Origin of the sequence: Bradyrhizobium manausense (genome assembly GCF_001440035.1) — a bacterium.
Lineage (GTDB): Bacteria > Pseudomonadota > Alphaproteobacteria > Rhizobiales > Xanthobacteraceae > Bradyrhizobium > Bradyrhizobium manausense.
On sequence record NZ_LJYG01000004.1, the window covers coordinates 41,445 to 57,537 of the forward strand.

The following is a 16,093-nucleotide window of genomic DNA, read 5'->3' on the forward strand; positions in this document are numbered from 1 at the left end:
GAATGCGATGGCCGGGCTCAGCCCGGCCATTTTGTTTTGGAAGAAGAGCGGCCTCACCAGTAGATGCCGTGGCGATGCAGTTCGCTGATGATCCGGCCTTCGGTCCAGGTCCTGTGATGCCTGGGCTTGTCCGCCTTCGCCGTCGTCTTGGGCGCAGGCTGAGCCGCAGCAGGCGCTGACACCGGTGCGGTCGCTGATGGGGTCGCGGCTGGCGCGGTGGTCGTAACCGCTGGCGGACGATCGACATAAGCAGGAGCCGCAGCCGCCGGAGCGGCTTCGCTCACCTGCGTGGCGGTGGCGGTCGGCGCCACTGTGGCTTGCGGTGCCGGAGCCTGGTCGTTGGCCGCGGCCAGCGAGAGGCTGCGTGAGCCGCCGGCCTGGGCCGATGCAGAGACCAGAACCATGGCGGCAACCAGAATGATCTTGCGCATGTGAAATCTCCCCGTGTTTGCGTGAGGCGGACACTAGGGAAGAGACGCGCGAGCTTATGTGAAATAAATCACGCAAGCGCAGGCAGCGGCTTGCCGAGCCGAAGCAGGCGCAGCCTGCGAAGGCTGGTGCCGCAAGAGGGATTCGAACCCCCGACCCCGTCATTACGAATGACGTGCTCTACCGACTGAGCTATTGCGGCGAACCCTGCCGGAGCCTGAACAAAGCCGGCCCCGATACGCGCGCTCCTGATATCGGGCATGGCCCGAATTGGCAAGGACAAGCGGTAGGCGAAATGCGGCTCAAGCGCCCCAGCGGGACCAGAATCCGCGCCAGCCGCCGGCCTGGGCCTTCGCATGGTCCCTGGGCGTGCCGATTTGTTCCGTAAATTCATCGCTCGGACCATCGTCATCGATGCCGGGATCGTCAGGCGCACGGACGATCGGAATCACCGTCTGGATCGGCCCCTGTGCCGGCTTGCCGAGGTCGGCGCGGGTGCGGAACACCGGGGTCTCCGCCACCGGCGATGATTCGGCGGCTTCAGGGGCCGGCTTGACCGGCTCGGGAGGCACCTCCGCCGGCTCTTCCTTGGCGGTTTCCTTGGCCACCGGCGGCGCGTTGTCCTGTGCGGCCGGCTCGGGGGCTGCAGCCGACGCCGACGCGATCACGACCGGTTCCGTAGGCGCCTCATTGGCCATCGTCACCCGCTTCGGTGGCGGGGCGGCAAGCATGGCTTCCTCGAAGGCCGAGGATTCGATCGTCGTCCCCTTGTCCGAGGGCAGGCTCGCCACCGGCGTCTGCCACTGGAAGGCGTCGAGGCGGCCGGTGACGGGGGAGACCGGACGCCAGCGGTCGCTGACATAGCCGTCCGCGGTCCAGGCCGGGTCGTGACGGGCGCGGACCGCGCGCAAGGTCCAGACGCGGGCACGGCCGCTGTCGCCGTGTTCGGCGCGCTCGAGCTCAGCCATCAGCAGCGCCACGCGCTGGGTCGGATTGTTGACATAAGGCGACAACACCTCGCGCGCACGGGCGAATTCGGAGGCGTCGATCGCGGCGCGCGCGATCGCGAGCTGGCCCTCGACATGGCCGGGCTTGTCGGCGGGCGTCTTGGCCGCGAGCGTCTCGACCCGCTGCAGGCGCTGCCGCGCGGAATCGCCGAGCTTCACATGCGCGTAGGCATCGGCGAGATCGGGATGCGGATTGGCAAGCCAGGCGGCCTCGACCAGCTTCATGGCGCGGCGCACCTGATGCGCCTCGCTCTCGAATTTCGCGGCAAGCACCGCGGCCGGCACCAGCGTCGGCGCGAGCTTGACCGCCTCCATCACGCTCTCGCGCGCGACGTCGCGGTCCATGGTCTCCAGTTCCAGCGCGCGCGCCGTGAGCAGCACGCCGCGCTGGCGGCGGTAGGCTTGCTTGTCGATCAGCCCGGCGGACAAATTCGAATCGAGGATCGCGAGCGCGCCGCCCCAGTCGCCGCGCGCGCAGCGGAAGCCGAGCACGGCATGCGAGGCCCAGGTCGATGATGGTGACAGCTTGAGCGCTTCCTCCGCGATCATCACGGCACCGACCGCATCGTCGGCGCGCTGCGCCTCGATGAACAGGCCGCGCAGGCCGAGCAGCCGCGTATCCTCACGCTCGGCCATGGCGCGGAAGGCGCGCTGGGCCTCGTCGCGATTGCCGTCGAGCTGGGCCGATTGCGCGTGCAGGAGCAGCGCGAGCGGATCGTCCGGCGTGTGCCGCCGCGCCGCGTCAGCATGACGCCGGGCGAGCGCGGTATCGCCATGACCGATCGCGAGCAGACCGTGGGTGATGGCGTGGCGCCCCCGCGCATGACGCTTCTCGCGTCGGCGTCGGCGCACCCGTCCCGGCATTCTCCAGATGACGGTCAGGATGGTCCACAGCAACACCACCAGCACCGCGAAGATACCGAGGCAGAGCACGAACACCGGGATGCTCGGCGAAGCGCGCCAGCCGCCCCAGGTCAGCACCACATTGCCGGGCTGATCGGCGACCCAGGCCGCGCCGGCGCCTGCAAGCGCAATCAGAACGAGGAAGAGGACGATGCGAAGCATGGTGATCCCCATACGCGCGGAGTGTTGCGCGAGTCTTATTGAGCAGGCTTGGTGAGACCAGCCAGAGCGTCGTCGGCGAATTTGCGGGAGGCCGCGAGCGCGGCGTCGCGGGCATCGGCCTTGTCGAGCCAGGCCTGCGCCGGCGCGCGATCAGCTTCGGGCAGCGCCTTCAGTTCGCGGCGCGCCTCGGCGAAATCATTGCGCAGCGCCGCCGCCGTGACCCGCGCGACGACGGCGCCGCGGTCGTTGCCCGCCCCGTCGGTGCGCTCGATGCGGACAAGCTTCGATGCCCCGGCCTGAAGCCGCTCGACGATGCCGGCATTGCTGCTCGGCGCTTCCGGCGGCGGCGACAGTTTCGGAACGATGTTGAGGAGCTCGCGGGTCAGGGCAACCGGCGTCGGAATGCCTGATGCGGCGAACGCATCGAGCGGTTTCAAGACCTCGGGCTTCGCTGCAAACGAACGGGCGGCGGCGAGCTGTGCCTCATAGGGATCGTTATGGCGAACGGCGACGTCGAGTAGCGTGGCGGCAACCACATGGCGCAACGGCCTGTCGTCCATCGCTTTCGCGTCGGCGATCTTTTCGCCCTGCTGCGCGAGCTCGGCGCGGGCGGTCGTGCTGGCGCGCTCGAGCTGGGAGATACGCGCGTCGAGGGCGGCGAGGCTGGACGAAGCCACGGTGTCGGGCGGCGTGGATCTGGCATCGTTCAATGCGCTCGCCGTCTTGTCGGACTGCGCGCGCAGATTGGCGATATCGCCGCGCAAGGTGCCGACGGATTTCTCCAGCGCATCGAGCCGCGCGACAACAGCCGGATCGGCGGCGGGCTTGCCCGCTTTGGCTTCGACTGCGGCGACACGCCCGCTCAGCGCATCGACGGCTGCACTCGTCACCTGTGGCGCGGCCGGCGGCGCCTGCACCGTGGGCCAGCCCAGCATCCAGCCGACCGCAATCACAACCGCAGCTGCAACGGCGCCTGAAAATGGCGCGATGACCCAGGGTGAAATGGCTGTAGGCGCAGCGGCGGCCTGAGCCTCATCGCGCTCCGGCTCCGCCTTGGCGGTTTCGGCCTTGGCGGTTTCGGCCTTGGCGGTTTCGACCTCGGCGTCCTCGGCACTGGCCTGCCCGGCATTGGCCTGCTCGGCCGACGGCCCGGCCTCCGGCTCGACCACCGCGTCCTGGGGCTGGGTGGTGACTTCGGTCGCCTCGAGGTCGATGGTCGGTGGGATGCGCTTGGCACGGCCGGACTCAGGGGGCATTCCGGCGTCTTCAGGCTTGCCTGCGTCTTCAGGCTTGTCGTCGGCCATCGTGACGGTTCCTCACACTTGCATTACCAGAGACGAGCCCGATTGCGTCGGATTCGGCCCGTCCTCTTACGCCAAACGGGTCCGCAAAGCACGCTCCAAGGCGTCGAACAGGGCATTTTCGTCCGGGGTCGCGGCGACCAGGACCTGCGATGCACCGGCATCGCGCAGCACGCTTGCGACCGTCTCGGACAGGCAGCATTGCGGGACTGCCAGTGCCGAGATTTCGACACCCTCGTCCCGGGCCGCGTCCAGGAAGGCCCGCGCGCTGCGCCTGGAGTAATGCAGCACCGCCTCGATGCCATGGGCGGCGAAGCCTTTGCAGACCTCGCGCGGCAGAATCTTGACCGGGGCCATGCGATAGGTCGTCTGCGTGATCACGCTAAACCCCTCGGCGCCGAGCTCGCCGCCGAGATCCCGCGACAGATCCGCCCCCGCAAGATAGAGCAGCGTGCTTTTCTTGCTGACGCGCTTGTCACGCACAGCCTGCATCACCCTGTCGCGCAAGGATGCGGCATCGCCGCCGGCGACGACCACGTCCGTAAAGCCGAATTCGCGCGCCACGGAAGCCGTGTGCTCGCCGACCGCGAACAGCGGCAAGCCCACGAGGCCAAGGTTCTTTAGGCCAGGATCTTGCAATTGCGGCGCGACGGCGCGGATTGCATTGGCCGATGTGACGATGATGGCGCCGTAACCGGCCTCGCTCTCGTCATGGAAAGCGACCGGCTCGAACTTGAGCACCGGCGCGAGCAGCACCACATGTCCACGCGCGCGCAGATTTTCCGCCGTTGCCGCGTTGTCGGGATGCGGCCGTGTGACAAGAATGGACATCGCGCTGTTCCCGAAACACGTGGCGGTGGAGCATTCGCGCGGGATGGCGGCGCGTGACGATTGCCTAAGCCAACCCCGGAATGCTACCGCGTTAGCAGAACTCTGCTTTACGGATGAGCGCAAGGGCGCAAATTGGATAACAATTCGCCAATGCTGGTACTGGGCATCGAGACCACCTGCGATGAGACCGCGGCGGCCGTGATCGAGCGCGCGCCCGACGGCAGCGGCAGGATTCTGTCCAATGTCGTGCGATCGCAAGTCGAGGAGCATGCCCGCTTCGGCGGCGTCGTGCCGGAGATCGCTGCGCGCGCCCATGTCGACCTGCTCGACGGCATCATCGATCGCGCCATGAGCGATGCCGGGATCGGCTTCCCCCAGCTCGACGGTGTCGCGGCCGCTGCAGGGCCGGGCCTGATCGGCGGCGTCATCGTCGGGCTCACCACCGCGAAGGCAATCGCGATGGTCCATGACACGCCGCTGGTCGCGGTCAATCATCTCGAGGCGCACGCGCTGACGCCTCGTCTCACCGACGGCATCGAATTTCCGTATTGCCTGTTTCTCGCCTCCGGCGGCCACACCCAGATCGTCGCGGTCACCGGCGTCGGTCAATACGTGCGGCTCGGCACCACCGTGGATGACGCCATCGGCGAGGCTTTCGACAAGGTCGCAAAGATGCTGGGCCTGCCCTATCCCGGCGGCCCCGAGGTCGAGCGCGCGGCCGCGAATGGCGATGCCACGCGCTTTGCGTTTCCAAGGCCGATGCAGCATCGTCCCGATGCCAATTTCTCGCTGTCGGGATTGAAGACGGCGGTGCGTACCGAAGCGAGCCGGCTCACTGAAATCACGCCGCAGGACATCAGCGATCTCTGCGCCAGTTTCCAGGCTGCAGTGCTGGACTCAACGGCCGACCGCTTGAGCGTTGGCCTGAAACTGTTCCGGGAGCGGTTCGGCGCGCCGCGCGCCCTGGTCGCCGCCGGCGGTGTCGCCGCCAATCAGGCGATCCGGGGCGCGCTTGATGATGTCGCACGGCAAGCGGGGACGCAGCTGATCATGCCGCCGCCGGCGCTCTGCACCGACAATGGCGCGATGATCGCCTGGGCGGGCGCCGAGCGCCTTGCCCTCGGCATCACCGACACGATGGAAGCCCAGCCGCGCGCGCGCTGGCTGCTCGACGCCAACGCCACGGCGCCTGATGGCTACGGCAAGACGCGGGCGGGATACTAGCCATGACCGCATTCCGCTCCGTCGCGGTGATCGGTGCCGGGGCCTGGGGCACGGCGCTGGCGACAATGGCCGCGCGGGCCGGACGGAACGTGACGCTGTGGGCGCGCAACGCCGAGCATGCCGCGCGCATCCAATCGAGCCGCGACAATCCGCGGCTGCCGGGCGTGCGGCTGGCACCAGACATCGTGGTGACAAGCGATCTTGCGGCGGCATCGCGCGCGGAGATGCTGCTGATCGCGACGCCGGCGCAGCATCTGCGCGGCGCGGTCAACATGCTGGCCTCGTATCTCACAAAACCTGTGCCGATCATCGCCTGCGCCAAGGGCATCGAGCACGGCACCCATAAATTCATGACCGACGTGATCGCGGAAGCCGCGCCCCATGCGCAGCCTGCGATCCTGTCCGGCCCGAGCTTTGCCGACGACGTCGCGCGCGGCTTGCCGACGGCCGTGACGCTCGCGGCCAGGGACGATGCGCTCGCAAGCAGCCTGGTGCAGGCGCTGGGCTCACCGACATTCCGTCCCTATCATTCCACCGACATCCGCGGCGTCGAGATCGGCGGCGCGGCCAAGAACGTGCTGGCGATTGCGGTCGGGATTGCGGTCGGGCGCAAGCTCGGCGCGTCCGCGCAGGCTGCGCTCACGACCCGCGGCTTCGCCGAGCTGACGCGCCTCGGCCGCGCTCTCGGCGCGCGCAGCGAAACGCTCACCGGCCTGTCCGGTCTTGGCGATTTGATCCTGACCTGCGCGAGCCCGCAATCACGCAATTTCGCGCTCGGGCTCGCGCTGGGCCGAGGTGAGCAGCCACCCGCCGGCAAGCTGGCCGAGGGCGAGTTCACCGCACCGGTCCTGATCGAACTTGCAGCTTCGCAGGGCATCGAGATGCCGGTATCGGAAGCGGTCGCGTCGATCCTGGGCGGCCGAAGCACGATCGACGCAGCGATATCAGGGCTCTTGACCCGACCCTTCAAGGCAGAGGAATAAGCATGGCGTACTGGCTGGTGAAATCCGAACCGTCGGTGTGGTCCTGGGACCAGCAGGTCGCGAAAGGCGCCAAGGGCGAAGCCTGGACCGGCGTGCGCAACTTTACTGCGCGCCAGAACCTCGTGAACATGAAGAAGGGCGACAAGGCGTTCTTCTATCATTCCAACGAAGGCAAGGAGATCGTCGGCATCGCTGAGGTCATCAAGGAGGCCTACCCCGATCCGACCGACAAGACCGAAAAATTCGTCTGCGTCGACATCAAGGCCGACAAGCCGCTGAAGACGCCGGTGACGATGGCCGCGATCAAGGCCGAGAAGAAACTCGCAGACATGGCGCTGGTGAAATATTCGCGCCTCTCGGTGCAGCCGGTGACCGCGGAGGAGTGGAAGCTCGTCTGCAAGATGGGCGGGGTATAATTCGCCCCAATTGAAGGCCGACCTGTGACAAGTTTGTGATAGTGGGAGGGCGCCGTTACAACCATTGATATCTGCCGACAGAGTTCCTAGATTCGGCACAGGAATGGACGTTCAACGGGTCTTCTCGCGTCATGGCGATGCAGGAAAGGGACGGCGGCGAGCAATCGCCAGGGTCCACCGATGGCCTGGGGGCCTTTCCATTCCGTCCTGGAAAAGATGCCTCATCGATTTCGGCGATGCTGCTGGCCGGCGTCGCCATCCTGGGAGCCTTCATCGGATGGTTTCTGACAATGCGCGCGGAGCCCGACGCGCCGATCATCGCGCTGGTGCCCCAGGAGCAAATTGCCGATGCCATCCCGACCCTGACGCCGGATAACCAGCGGATCGCGCAATCCGACAGCCGGCAGTGCCGCTATCCCGTCGCGTTCATCACGGTGTCGACTCCCGGCAATCCTGCCGGAGGGACCGTCACGTTTCGCACCAGCAAATATCGATCGCCTTCGTTCCACGTCACCGACCAGCCGCAGAGAATTGCTCTGCCAAACCCACTACCTGACAGCGGCGGGCTGGACCCGCTGACCGCAGAGGGCAACGCCAAGGGCTTGCTCGTATCGCTTTATCCAACGGCACGGATGGAGCCGGCCACGGGCTCCACCACCGTCACGGTGCGATGGCCTGCGCGTCCTCCCTGCAAGTGAGATTTGCGCGCAAGTGAGTGTTGCAAGTGACCTTTTCCAAGTGAGACTTGAATGCAGAATTTTCTGAACGCGCGCTTCATCCTCGCCTTTATCCTGATCGGCGTGGTGACGGCAGGGGTTAGCGCCTTGCTGTTCAATCCGCAGATCGGCTTTTTCGGCTGGATCGGGTCGCTGTTCTCGGAGATGACGGCGCTGCGATTCGTCGGCATCGCGCTGACGACCGTCGCTGCGACCAGCGTCGGCTACATCGCCTCTCGTCTCGGGGCCGACCCCACGGCATCGGGCTTCGTCCCGATCGGAAGCGGCTATACCTATGGCCGCAGGCTGACCACCGATCCCGGGACCGGCGAGACCCGGATGGTGACGCGCACCGCGGACGATGCACTCGACGACCTCGACATGATGGTCGGGCTCGCCTCGGTCAAAACAGAGATCAACAAGCTGCTCGCGAGCCTGGAGGTCGAGCATCGGCGGCGCGAGCAGGGCTTGCCGGTGTTCGCAACGAGCCGGCACATGGTGTTCACCGGACCTCCGGGAGTCGGCAAGACCGTGGTGGCACGTGCTATCGGCGACATCTATCGCTCCCTCGGCGTGCTGCGGAAAGGCCATTTGATCGAAGCCGACCGCAGCCAGCTCGTCGCGAGCTATGTCGGTCAGACCGCGCCGAAGACGCTCGACGTCTGCCGCACCGCGCTCGACGGCGTCCTGTTCATCGACGAGGCCTACAGCCTGAGCGCTGCGGAGTGGAAGGGCGATTTCGGTCGCGAGGCCATCGAGGCACTGCTGAAATACATGGAAGACCATCGCGATCGCCTGGTCGTGATCGTCGCCGGCTATCCCGCCGAGATGCACCGCTTCATCGCCAGCAATCCAGGGCTTGCCAGCCGCTTCACAAAGACGATCGACTTCCCGGCCTACGACGCAGTTGAGCTTTGCGAAATCTTCCGTGCCATGGCTTCCGAGCAGCAATATCTGCTGCCGATCGGCTTCGAGGCCGCGCTGGCGCCATGGATCGAATCGCAACGCGATGATCCGCAATGGGGCAATGCGCGCTCAATGCGGACCTTGCTGGAAAAGACCCGCGAGGCGCATGCCCTGCGCACGTCGCGAGATCCCAATGCGAGCGTCGCCGAGTTCGAGCTCAGTGATATTCAATCGGCCATCCGGGACAGCTGATCATGACGCCCGCAGTGCGTATCGTCGCCTTCCACGGAGCATTGTGGAACATCGATCCCTGGTATCGGTGGTCGTGGTACGCATGGCCCGCCGCGATGGCCGTGCTGATCGCGGGCTGGATTCTCCTCAGCAAGCCGGTCAACGGCGACGCTTGGGGCAACACCGGGAGCTGGGCCAAGCCGATCGTGCAGAAGGCGGCTACATCGACCGCAACCCCCATCAAGACGACCACGGCCAATGCGCTGGACCTCGAGGTCCTCAGCTGCTTTGCCAACAGCACCGTCGGCTCGGAGGCGGTTTGCACCAAGCTGATCGAGGGCGGCAAGATATCCGGCTCGAGGCTGGCATCTGTCTATACGCAACGAGGATTTATGCGACGCGACAGGGACCCCGATAGCGCGATGGCAGATTTCAACGCCGCGCTGAAGATACAGCCCGACTATCCGGCAGCCCTCAACGACCGCGCCTGGATCTACATGACGCGCGGAGATTACGACACCGCTCTCCAGGACCTCAACAAGACGGCCAGCCAGAGCACGCCCTGGGCAATTGCAGCCGTCGCTTACTATTACCGCGGTTTCGCCTATTTACGGCTGAAAGACTACGCGAAGGCGGTCGCCGATCTGAACGAAGCGATCAGGCGGCTGCCCAACAATGCCGACTATTATCTGGCGCGCGGCGAGGCCCTGCAGGGTCAGGAAAGCTATGACGCCGCCTTGGGCGACTTCGACGAGTTCAGCAAGCGCGCGCCGAAGGATCCGCGCGGTCTGCTGGCGCGTGCCGCGATCTTCGAAACCACGGGACGGCCGCGCGAGGCCCTGACGGCACTGGACGCCGCGGTCACGCTGGCGCCCGACAGCGATTTCGCCAGGTCGGAACGCGACCGTCTTCGCGAACAAGTAAAGGATGATGCTCCTGCGAAGAGCCGTCCTGCCGAACCGCCCCCGACCTGACCACCGTGGTCGCCGCACCTGCGCCAGACGCAGTTCGCGCAAGCCGAGGCATGGAAGGCTGGTTTGCAGGATGGGCGGCGGTTGGCTGCGCTCATGCAGGCCGCGACGTCGAAGACTGCTCTTCCGGCAGCGCGAGGACCTCGCAGGGCGAGGCAATGCCGCGCAGCTTGTGCAGGCCGAGCGCAATCAGGGGCATGTCCGTCTCGGCCGCGAGCGCGCCCGACACCAGCACGGTCCGGCCGAGCGGCTTGCACAGGCCCTCGAGTCGACTGGCGAGATTCACGGCGGGGCCGATCGCCGTGAAGTCCAGCCGATTGGCGGCACCGATATTGCCCCAGAGCATCTCGCCGAGATGAAGGGCAGCGCCGAACGCAAGCGGCGGCAGACCTTGCGCGCCGCGCTCGGCGTTGAGATACGCCATCCCGGCCTCGGCGGCGCCTGCGGCGCGCAGAGCGGCCTCGCAGGCTCTGCGTGGCGACGCCTCGACCACCGGAAAGATCGCCAGCACGCCGTCACCGATGAATTTCAGCACCTCGCCGCCGAAGGCATGGACGGCACCGGCAATGCGATCGAACCAGGCATCAAGCGCGGCGACGATTTCAACGGGCGGACTGGTTTCCGACAAGGTGGTGAAGCCGCGCAGATCGGCATAGAGCAGCGCGGCCTGGATGGTCTCGCCGAGGTCGCGCCGCAGGGGTGCCGCCAGCACCCGCTCGGCGCTGCGCTTGCCGAGATAGGCTTCCAGCGTCGCCCGCAACGTGGCGCGCGCTGCGAGCGCCGCGAGCGGCGTTGCGGCAAAGCGTGCGGCCTGGCGCAGCTGCTCGGTGTCGTCTGATGTGAACGGACGCGGCCCGATCCAGCCGAGCAACGGCCCATCACGCCCGACAACATCTTCGTGCACCTCGCCATCAGCGATGCCGCGCAGCCAGCGGCGGCCGGCATCGTCAGGCAAATCGGGCGCGAGCCCGCCCGGCGCAAAGCCGAGGGCCTCGATCACCCGGCCATTGTCCGCCCGCCACAGCCATGTCCGCTTCGCGATCAGAGGATGCGGCACCTCCAGCGTCAGGGCGCCTGCCGCAAGCGGCACGCCATCGGCGAGCAGATGCGCGCCGAGTTCCGCAAGCAGGCGATCGGCGCCGGGACACTCGGAAGCGAAATCGACAAGCCATGCGAGGGTCGGGGAGAGCTGCATGACCCGATGATGGCGAAGGAGGACCGCCTTTGTCACGGGCAATCCTTGACGGGCTGCTTTGGCGCCGCCATGTGCCAGTATCACCTCAGGGATGATCGCCGATGACCGAGCCGTTCGTCTTGCGACGCGAGACCCAGATCGCCGCCGCGCGCGCCACCGTCTTCGCCTATTTGACCGATCCCGAGAAAATCCTGAGCTGGATGGGCTCCGATGCGACCACCGAGCCGCATCCCGGCGGGCTTTACCTGCTCAAGGGCATTGGCCCGCGTGCCAGCGTCGCCCGCGGCGCCTTCCGCGAGGTCGTGCCGGTGCATCGTCTCGCCTACACGTTCGGCTGGGAGGGCGGTCAGGAAGTGCCGCCCGGCTCGAGCCTGATCGAGATCGACCTGATCGAGCGCGATGGCGGCACGTTGCTGCGCATGACGCATAGCGGGCTGCCGACCGAGGAACAGGTGGCCGCGCACGCCAAGGGCTGGGCGCATTATCTGGAGCGGCTCACCAGCGTCGCCGCCGGCCGCGATCCCGGTCCGGACAAAGGCGTCTCAGACAATATGTAGATCTTGTAGGGTGGGCAAAGGCGCGCTCTTCGCGCCGCGCCCGCCACCTTTCACCACCAGCAATTCGTGGGCACGCTTCGCTGTGCCCACCCTGCAGCACGGCATTAGACGGCTGCGGTCGCCACCACCTGCGCCAAGAGCTGCTCGCGCCTTGCTTGCGAGCGCTGGCCCTTCATGGTCGCAGCGAAGCGCTCGAGGATGCCCTCTTCAAACGCGGTGACGATGGTGTCGTGGACGTAGCTCTTGCGGCAGATCGCCGGGGTGTTGGAGAGCTTGTCGGCGGCGGCGCGGATCGCGTTCAGCACCTGCTTTTTACGGCCGCGCTGGCTGGTCGCCGGCGTGATCCGCGACAGCGATTCCACGACGACGGCGGAGGCCATCAGCGTGCGGAAATCCTTCAGCGAAATCTTGATGCCGGCGATCTCGCGCAGGAACGCGTTCACCTGCGTGGTGCTGACCGCGCGCACGATGCCTTGGGCATCGCGATACTGGAACATGCGCTTGCCGGGGACGCCCTGCAAAATGCCGATGGCGCGCACCAGCTTGGCCGCATCGCACTCCTTGCGCACCGCCTTGCCGCCCTTCGCCTTGAAGGTCAGCACGAAGCAATCGTCCTCCAGCGTCACGTTGGACTTCAGCAGCGTGGTGGCGCCGCGAGTGCCGTTGAGACGGGCATAGGATTCATTGCCAGGACGGATCGCGGTGCGCGCGATCAGCTCGATCACCGCGGAAAGTGCAAACTCGCGCGTCGGCTCGTCGCCCGACAGGAACGCCGACACCTTGCGCCGGATCTTGGGCAGGGCACCGACCAGCTTTTCCAGGCGATGCGCCTTGCGGTGCTCGCGGACCTTCTCCCAGTCGGCGTGATAGCGATATTGCAGCCGGCCGGCGGCATCGCGACCCACCGCCTGAAGATGCGAGCTCGGATCGGCGGAGTAGCGCACCTCGCGATAGGCCGGCGGTACCGCCATGGCGTGCAGCCGGCGAATGGTGCGGGCGTCGCGGATATGGGCGCCGTTGGGGCGAACGAAGGCATAGCCTTTGCCGCGCTTGATGCGGCGGATGGTCAGCTCGTTCTGGTCGCCGAGCCGCAGGCCCAGCTCCTTGGCAAGGGCCTCAACCGTCGCCGGGGAGGCCGAATCGAACACTTTCTTGGGGCTGGGACGGGTGGAACCCGATGGTTTCGGCCACTGTCCCAGGGCTTTGGCCAGCGCAATGGCAGCAGGATCGGCCGAGGCAGGCCGCATCGTCCCGAGATTCTGCTGATCCATCATAGTGTTACGCCTTGGCCCTGTGTGCTGCCGTTCAATGCCGCTGTTCTGATTTTTGTTCCAAGCCTGAGCCGGAGGGTCTCTTGGGACCCGGGTTAGCCACTTAGGGTGTTCCGAACGGCATTGCGAGTCCCGAATCAGTGAAAAGAGGTTTCTAAATACCTCGTGCGACGCATGGGCGCCCTGCGCGGCCCCTTTTTCGGCGATTTGGGTAAAGAGCCCGAAAGCCGCGCTCCAGCCTGTTTCAGATTTGCGACATCAGGCCTGTCCCGCTTGATCTTCCGCATGGCCCGCCGCTCACCGAAGGTCCAGCTTGTGATCCTTGTCGGGGGCGGTTAGCCCGACGCATAATCGCTAAACGATGATGAAGTCGGCTCGCCAGTCAGCTGTGCTCGGCTTGCCGTATGTGGAGGGAAGCATGTCCGAGAAGATCTACGACGTCCCCGCGGAATGGGCCAAGCGCGCCTGGGTCGACCAGGCCAAGTACAAGGACATGTACGCCCGCTCGATCGCGGACCCGAACGGCTTCTGGGCCGAGCAGGCCAAGCGCATCGACTGGATGCACGCGCCGACCAGAATCGAGAACGTCTCCTTCGCGCCCGGCAACATCTCGATCAAATGGTTCGAGGACGGCATCCTCAACGTCGCCTATAATTGCATCGACCGCCATCTCGCCAAGCGCGGCAACCAGACCGCGATCATCTGGGAAGGCGACGATCCCTCGCAATCGAAGCATATCACCTACAGGCAGCTGCACGACGAGGTGTGCCGGATGGCCAACATCCTGCGCACCCGCAACGTCAAGAAGGGCGATCGCGTCACCATCTATCTGCCAATGATTCCGGAAGCGGCCTACGCGATGCTGGCCTGCGCGCGGATCGGCGCGATCCATTCGGTGGTGTTCGCCGGCTTCTCGCCCGACAGCCTCGCGCAACGCATCAACGACTGCCAGTCCAAGGTCATCATCACCGCGGATGAAGGCCTGCGCGGCGGCAAGAAGGTGCCGCTGAAGGCCAATGTCGACGCGGCGCTCGCCAAGGCCGATGGCGTCGACTGGGTCGTCGTGGTCAAGCGCACCGGCGGTCAGGTCGAGATGAATCCGTCGCGCGATCTCTGGTATCACGACGCCGCCAAGATGGTGACGACGGAATGCCCGGTCGAGCATATGCATGCCGAGGATCCGCTGTTCATCCTCTACACGTCGGGCTCGACCGGCCAGCCCAAGGGCGTGCTGCACACCTCGGGCGGCTATCTCGTGTTCGCCTCGATGACGCATCAATACGTGTTCGACTATCACGACGGCGACATCTACTGGTGCACCGCCGACGTCGGCTGGGTCACCGGCCACAGCTACATTCTCTACGGACCGCTCGCCAATGGCGCGACCACGCTGATGTTCGAAGGCGTGCCGAATTACCCGGACAATTCCCGTTTCTGGAACGTCATCGACAAGCACAAGGTCAACATCTTCTACACCGCGCCGACCGCGATCCGCGCCTTGATGCAGTCGGGCGACGAGCCGGTGAAGAAGACATCACGCGCCTCGCTGCGCCTGCTCGGCTCGGTCGGCGAGCCCATCAATCCGGAAGCCTGGGAATGGTATCACCGCGTCGTCGGCGAGGACCGCTGCCCGATCGTCGACACCTGGTGGCAGACCGAGACCGGCGGCATCCTGATCACACCGTTGCCGGGCGCGACCAAGCTGAAGCCGGGGTCAGCCACGCAACCGTTCTTCGGCGTCGCGCCCGAAATCGTCGACGCCGACGGCAAGGTGCTGGAGGGTGAGACAACAGGCAATCTCTGCCTGACGCGCTCCTGGCCGGGCCAGATGCGCACCGTCTACGGCGATCATGCGCGTTTCGAGCAGACTTATTTCTCGACCTACAAGGGCAAGTACTTCACCGGCGACGGCTGCCGCCGAGACGCCGACGGCTATTACTGGATCACCGGCCGCGTCGACGACGTCATCAACGTCTCCGGCCACCGCATGGGCACCGCCGAGGTCGAAAGCGCGCTGGTGGCGCATGAGAAGGTGTCGGAAGCCGCCGTCGTCGGCTTCCCTCACGACATCAAGGGCCAGGGCATCTACGCCTATGTGACGCTGATGGCCGGCATCGAGCCGACCGAGGATCTGCGCAAGGAACTCGTCACCTGGGTGCGCAAGGAGATCGGACCGATTGCATCGCCCGACCAGATCCAGTTCGCCCCTAGCCTGCCAAAAACCCGCTCCGGCAAGATTATGCGCCGCATCCTGCGCAAGATCGCCGAGGACGAGCCAGGCAGCCTGGGGGACACCTCGACCTTGGCCGATCCCGCCGTGGTCGACGATCTCGTCAAGAACCGGCAGAACAAGAAGTCGGCGTAGGCCAGGCACCGTCATTCCGGGCGCGCGACAGCGCGACCCGGAATCTCGAGATTCTCAGGTGCGCAATTGCGCACCATAGTTCGATGCTTCGCATCGCCCCGGAATGACTGCCTGTCGCACCCTCACGCGCTTGTCAGCGCGCGGGCGCCCTCACCCGCATCTTTCCGGCCGAGTGTTGTTTTCAGGTCATTTACTTTATTTCGAACATTTCCTTTCTTTCCCGTCCTGGCTCGCCCCTGGCGGCCGCGCGTGGAAACCGTCCGATTAACAAGCGCGGTTAAGAATGTCTGGGCAGGCGGGCAATTGCCGGTTCTGCGTGAATTTGGACGATCCTTTTCGGGCTGAGGGGAAAATCGATGTCGATGAAGATTGTATTGGCGCTGGCTGCCACCATCGGGGCAGCGGCCTTGATGTCGACGGCGGCCGAGGCGCGGCCGGAGATCGTTGGAACCCACCTGGAAAACTATTCGCCCGGCACCATCGTGGTCAAAACCAACGAACGCCGGCTCTATCTGATCCTCGATGACGGCCACGCCGTGCGATATCCCGTCGGCGTCGGTAAATCAGGCAAGCAATGGGCCGGCACCACCCGCATCGACGGCAAGTATCGCAACCCGGCCTGGGC

15 protein-coding genes and 1 tRNA gene are annotated in these 16,093 nt (G+C 65.9%); 9 read left to right on the forward strand and 7 right to left on the reverse strand.

Annotated features, from left to right (window positions below):
* Positions 1 to 53: 53 nt before the first annotated feature.
* From AOQ71_RS00765 to AOQ71_RS00785, 5 genes are all read right to left on the reverse strand, one after another.
* Complete coding sequence (locus AOQ71_RS00765) at positions 54 to 431, reverse strand: hypothetical protein (RefSeq protein WP_057740620.1); 378 nt, start codon at positions 429 to 431, stop codon at positions 54 to 56.
* A gap of 124 nt (positions 432 to 555) precedes the next feature.
* A tRNA-Thr gene (locus AOQ71_RS00770) sits at positions 556 to 631 on the reverse strand.
* A 100-nt stretch (positions 632 to 731) separates the two neighbouring features.
* The gene (locus tag AOQ71_RS00775) at positions 732 to 2,501 is read right to left on the reverse strand and encodes a heme biosynthesis protein HemY (RefSeq protein ID WP_057740853.1); all 1,770 of its coding nucleotides are present in this window, start codon (positions 2,499 to 2,501) and stop codon (positions 732 to 734) included.
* 35 nt (positions 2,502 to 2,536) lie between these two features.
* Positions 2,537 to 3,805 carry a COG4223 family protein gene (locus tag AOQ71_RS00780; RefSeq protein ID WP_057740622.1) on the reverse strand — a complete coding sequence of 423 codons (1,269 nt, stop codon included), beginning with the start codon at positions 3,803 to 3,805 and terminating at the stop codon, positions 2,537 to 2,539.
* A 66-nt stretch (positions 3,806 to 3,871) separates the two neighbouring features.
* Entirely contained in the window at positions 3,872 to 4,633 is a 762-nt protein-coding gene (locus AOQ71_RS00785; RefSeq protein WP_057740624.1) for a uroporphyrinogen-III synthase, read from the reverse strand.
* 150 nt (positions 4,634 to 4,783) lie between these two features.
* On the opposite strand from AOQ71_RS00785, the gene tsaD reads away from it, so the two are divergent.
* The 6 genes from tsaD to AOQ71_RS00815 all read left to right on the forward strand — a co-directional run bounded on the left by tsaD (position 4,784) and on the right by AOQ71_RS00815 (position 10,083).
* On the forward strand, positions 4,784 to 5,857 hold the full coding sequence (gene tsaD, locus AOQ71_RS00790; RefSeq protein WP_057740626.1) for a tRNA (adenosine(37)-N6)-threonylcarbamoyltransferase complex transferase subunit TsaD: 1,074 nt from the start codon (positions 4,784 to 4,786) through the stop codon (positions 5,855 to 5,857).
* A 2-nt stretch (positions 5,858 to 5,859) separates the two neighbouring features.
* Entirely contained in the window at positions 5,860 to 6,840 is a 981-nt protein-coding gene (locus tag AOQ71_RS00795; RefSeq protein WP_057740628.1) for an NAD(P)H-dependent glycerol-3-phosphate dehydrogenase, read from the forward strand.
* 2 nt (positions 6,841 to 6,842) lie between these two features.
* On the forward strand, positions 6,843 to 7,256 hold the full coding sequence (locus tag AOQ71_RS00800; RefSeq protein WP_057740629.1) for an EVE domain-containing protein: 414 nt from the start codon (positions 6,843 to 6,845) through the stop codon (positions 7,254 to 7,256).
* Between the two features lie 131 nt (positions 7,257 to 7,387).
* On the forward strand, positions 7,388 to 7,954 hold the full coding sequence (locus AOQ71_RS00805; protein WP_057740630.1) for a hypothetical protein: 567 nt from the start codon (positions 7,388 to 7,390) through the stop codon (positions 7,952 to 7,954).
* Between the two features lie 51 nt (positions 7,955 to 8,005).
* Positions 8,006 to 9,130, forward strand: coding sequence for an AAA family ATPase (locus AOQ71_RS00810; protein ID WP_245316595.1), 1,125 nt, complete (start codon positions 8,006 to 8,008; stop codon positions 9,128 to 9,130).
* 2 nt (positions 9,131 to 9,132) lie between these two features.
* Complete coding sequence (locus AOQ71_RS00815; protein ID WP_057740632.1) at positions 9,133 to 10,083, forward strand: tetratricopeptide repeat protein; 951 nt, start codon at positions 9,133 to 9,135, stop codon at positions 10,081 to 10,083.
* Between the two features lie 91 nt (positions 10,084 to 10,174).
* On the opposite strand, the gene AOQ71_RS00820 is transcribed toward AOQ71_RS00815, so the two are convergent.
* Positions 10,175 to 11,275, reverse strand: a complete 1,101-nt coding sequence (locus tag AOQ71_RS00820; protein ID WP_057740855.1) for an adenylate/guanylate cyclase domain-containing protein — start codon at positions 11,273 to 11,275, stop codon at positions 10,175 to 10,177.
* A 101-nt stretch (positions 11,276 to 11,376) separates the two neighbouring features.
* On the opposite strand from AOQ71_RS00820, the gene AOQ71_RS00825 reads away from it, so the two are divergent.
* Complete coding sequence (locus tag AOQ71_RS00825) at positions 11,377 to 11,832, forward strand: SRPBCC family protein (RefSeq protein ID WP_057740633.1); 456 nt, start codon at positions 11,377 to 11,379, stop codon at positions 11,830 to 11,832.
* 104 nt (positions 11,833 to 11,936) lie between these two features.
* Here the strand turns inward: AOQ71_RS00825 and AOQ71_RS00830 are convergent, their stop codons facing one another.
* Positions 11,937 to 13,106, reverse strand: coding sequence for a DNA topoisomerase IB (locus AOQ71_RS00830; RefSeq protein WP_057740634.1), 1,170 nt, complete (start codon positions 13,104 to 13,106; stop codon positions 11,937 to 11,939).
* 415 nt (positions 13,107 to 13,521) lie between these two features.
* On the opposite strand from AOQ71_RS00830, the gene acs reads away from it, so the two are divergent.
* Positions 13,522 to 15,468, forward strand: a complete 1,947-nt coding sequence (gene acs, locus AOQ71_RS00835; protein ID WP_057740635.1) for an acetate--CoA ligase — start codon at positions 13,522 to 13,524, stop codon at positions 15,466 to 15,468.
* A gap of 356 nt (positions 15,469 to 15,824) precedes the next feature.
* The coding region (locus tag AOQ71_RS46835) for a L,D-transpeptidase (RefSeq protein WP_245316597.1) at positions 15,825 to 16,093 on the forward strand (269 nt) is incomplete at its 3' end.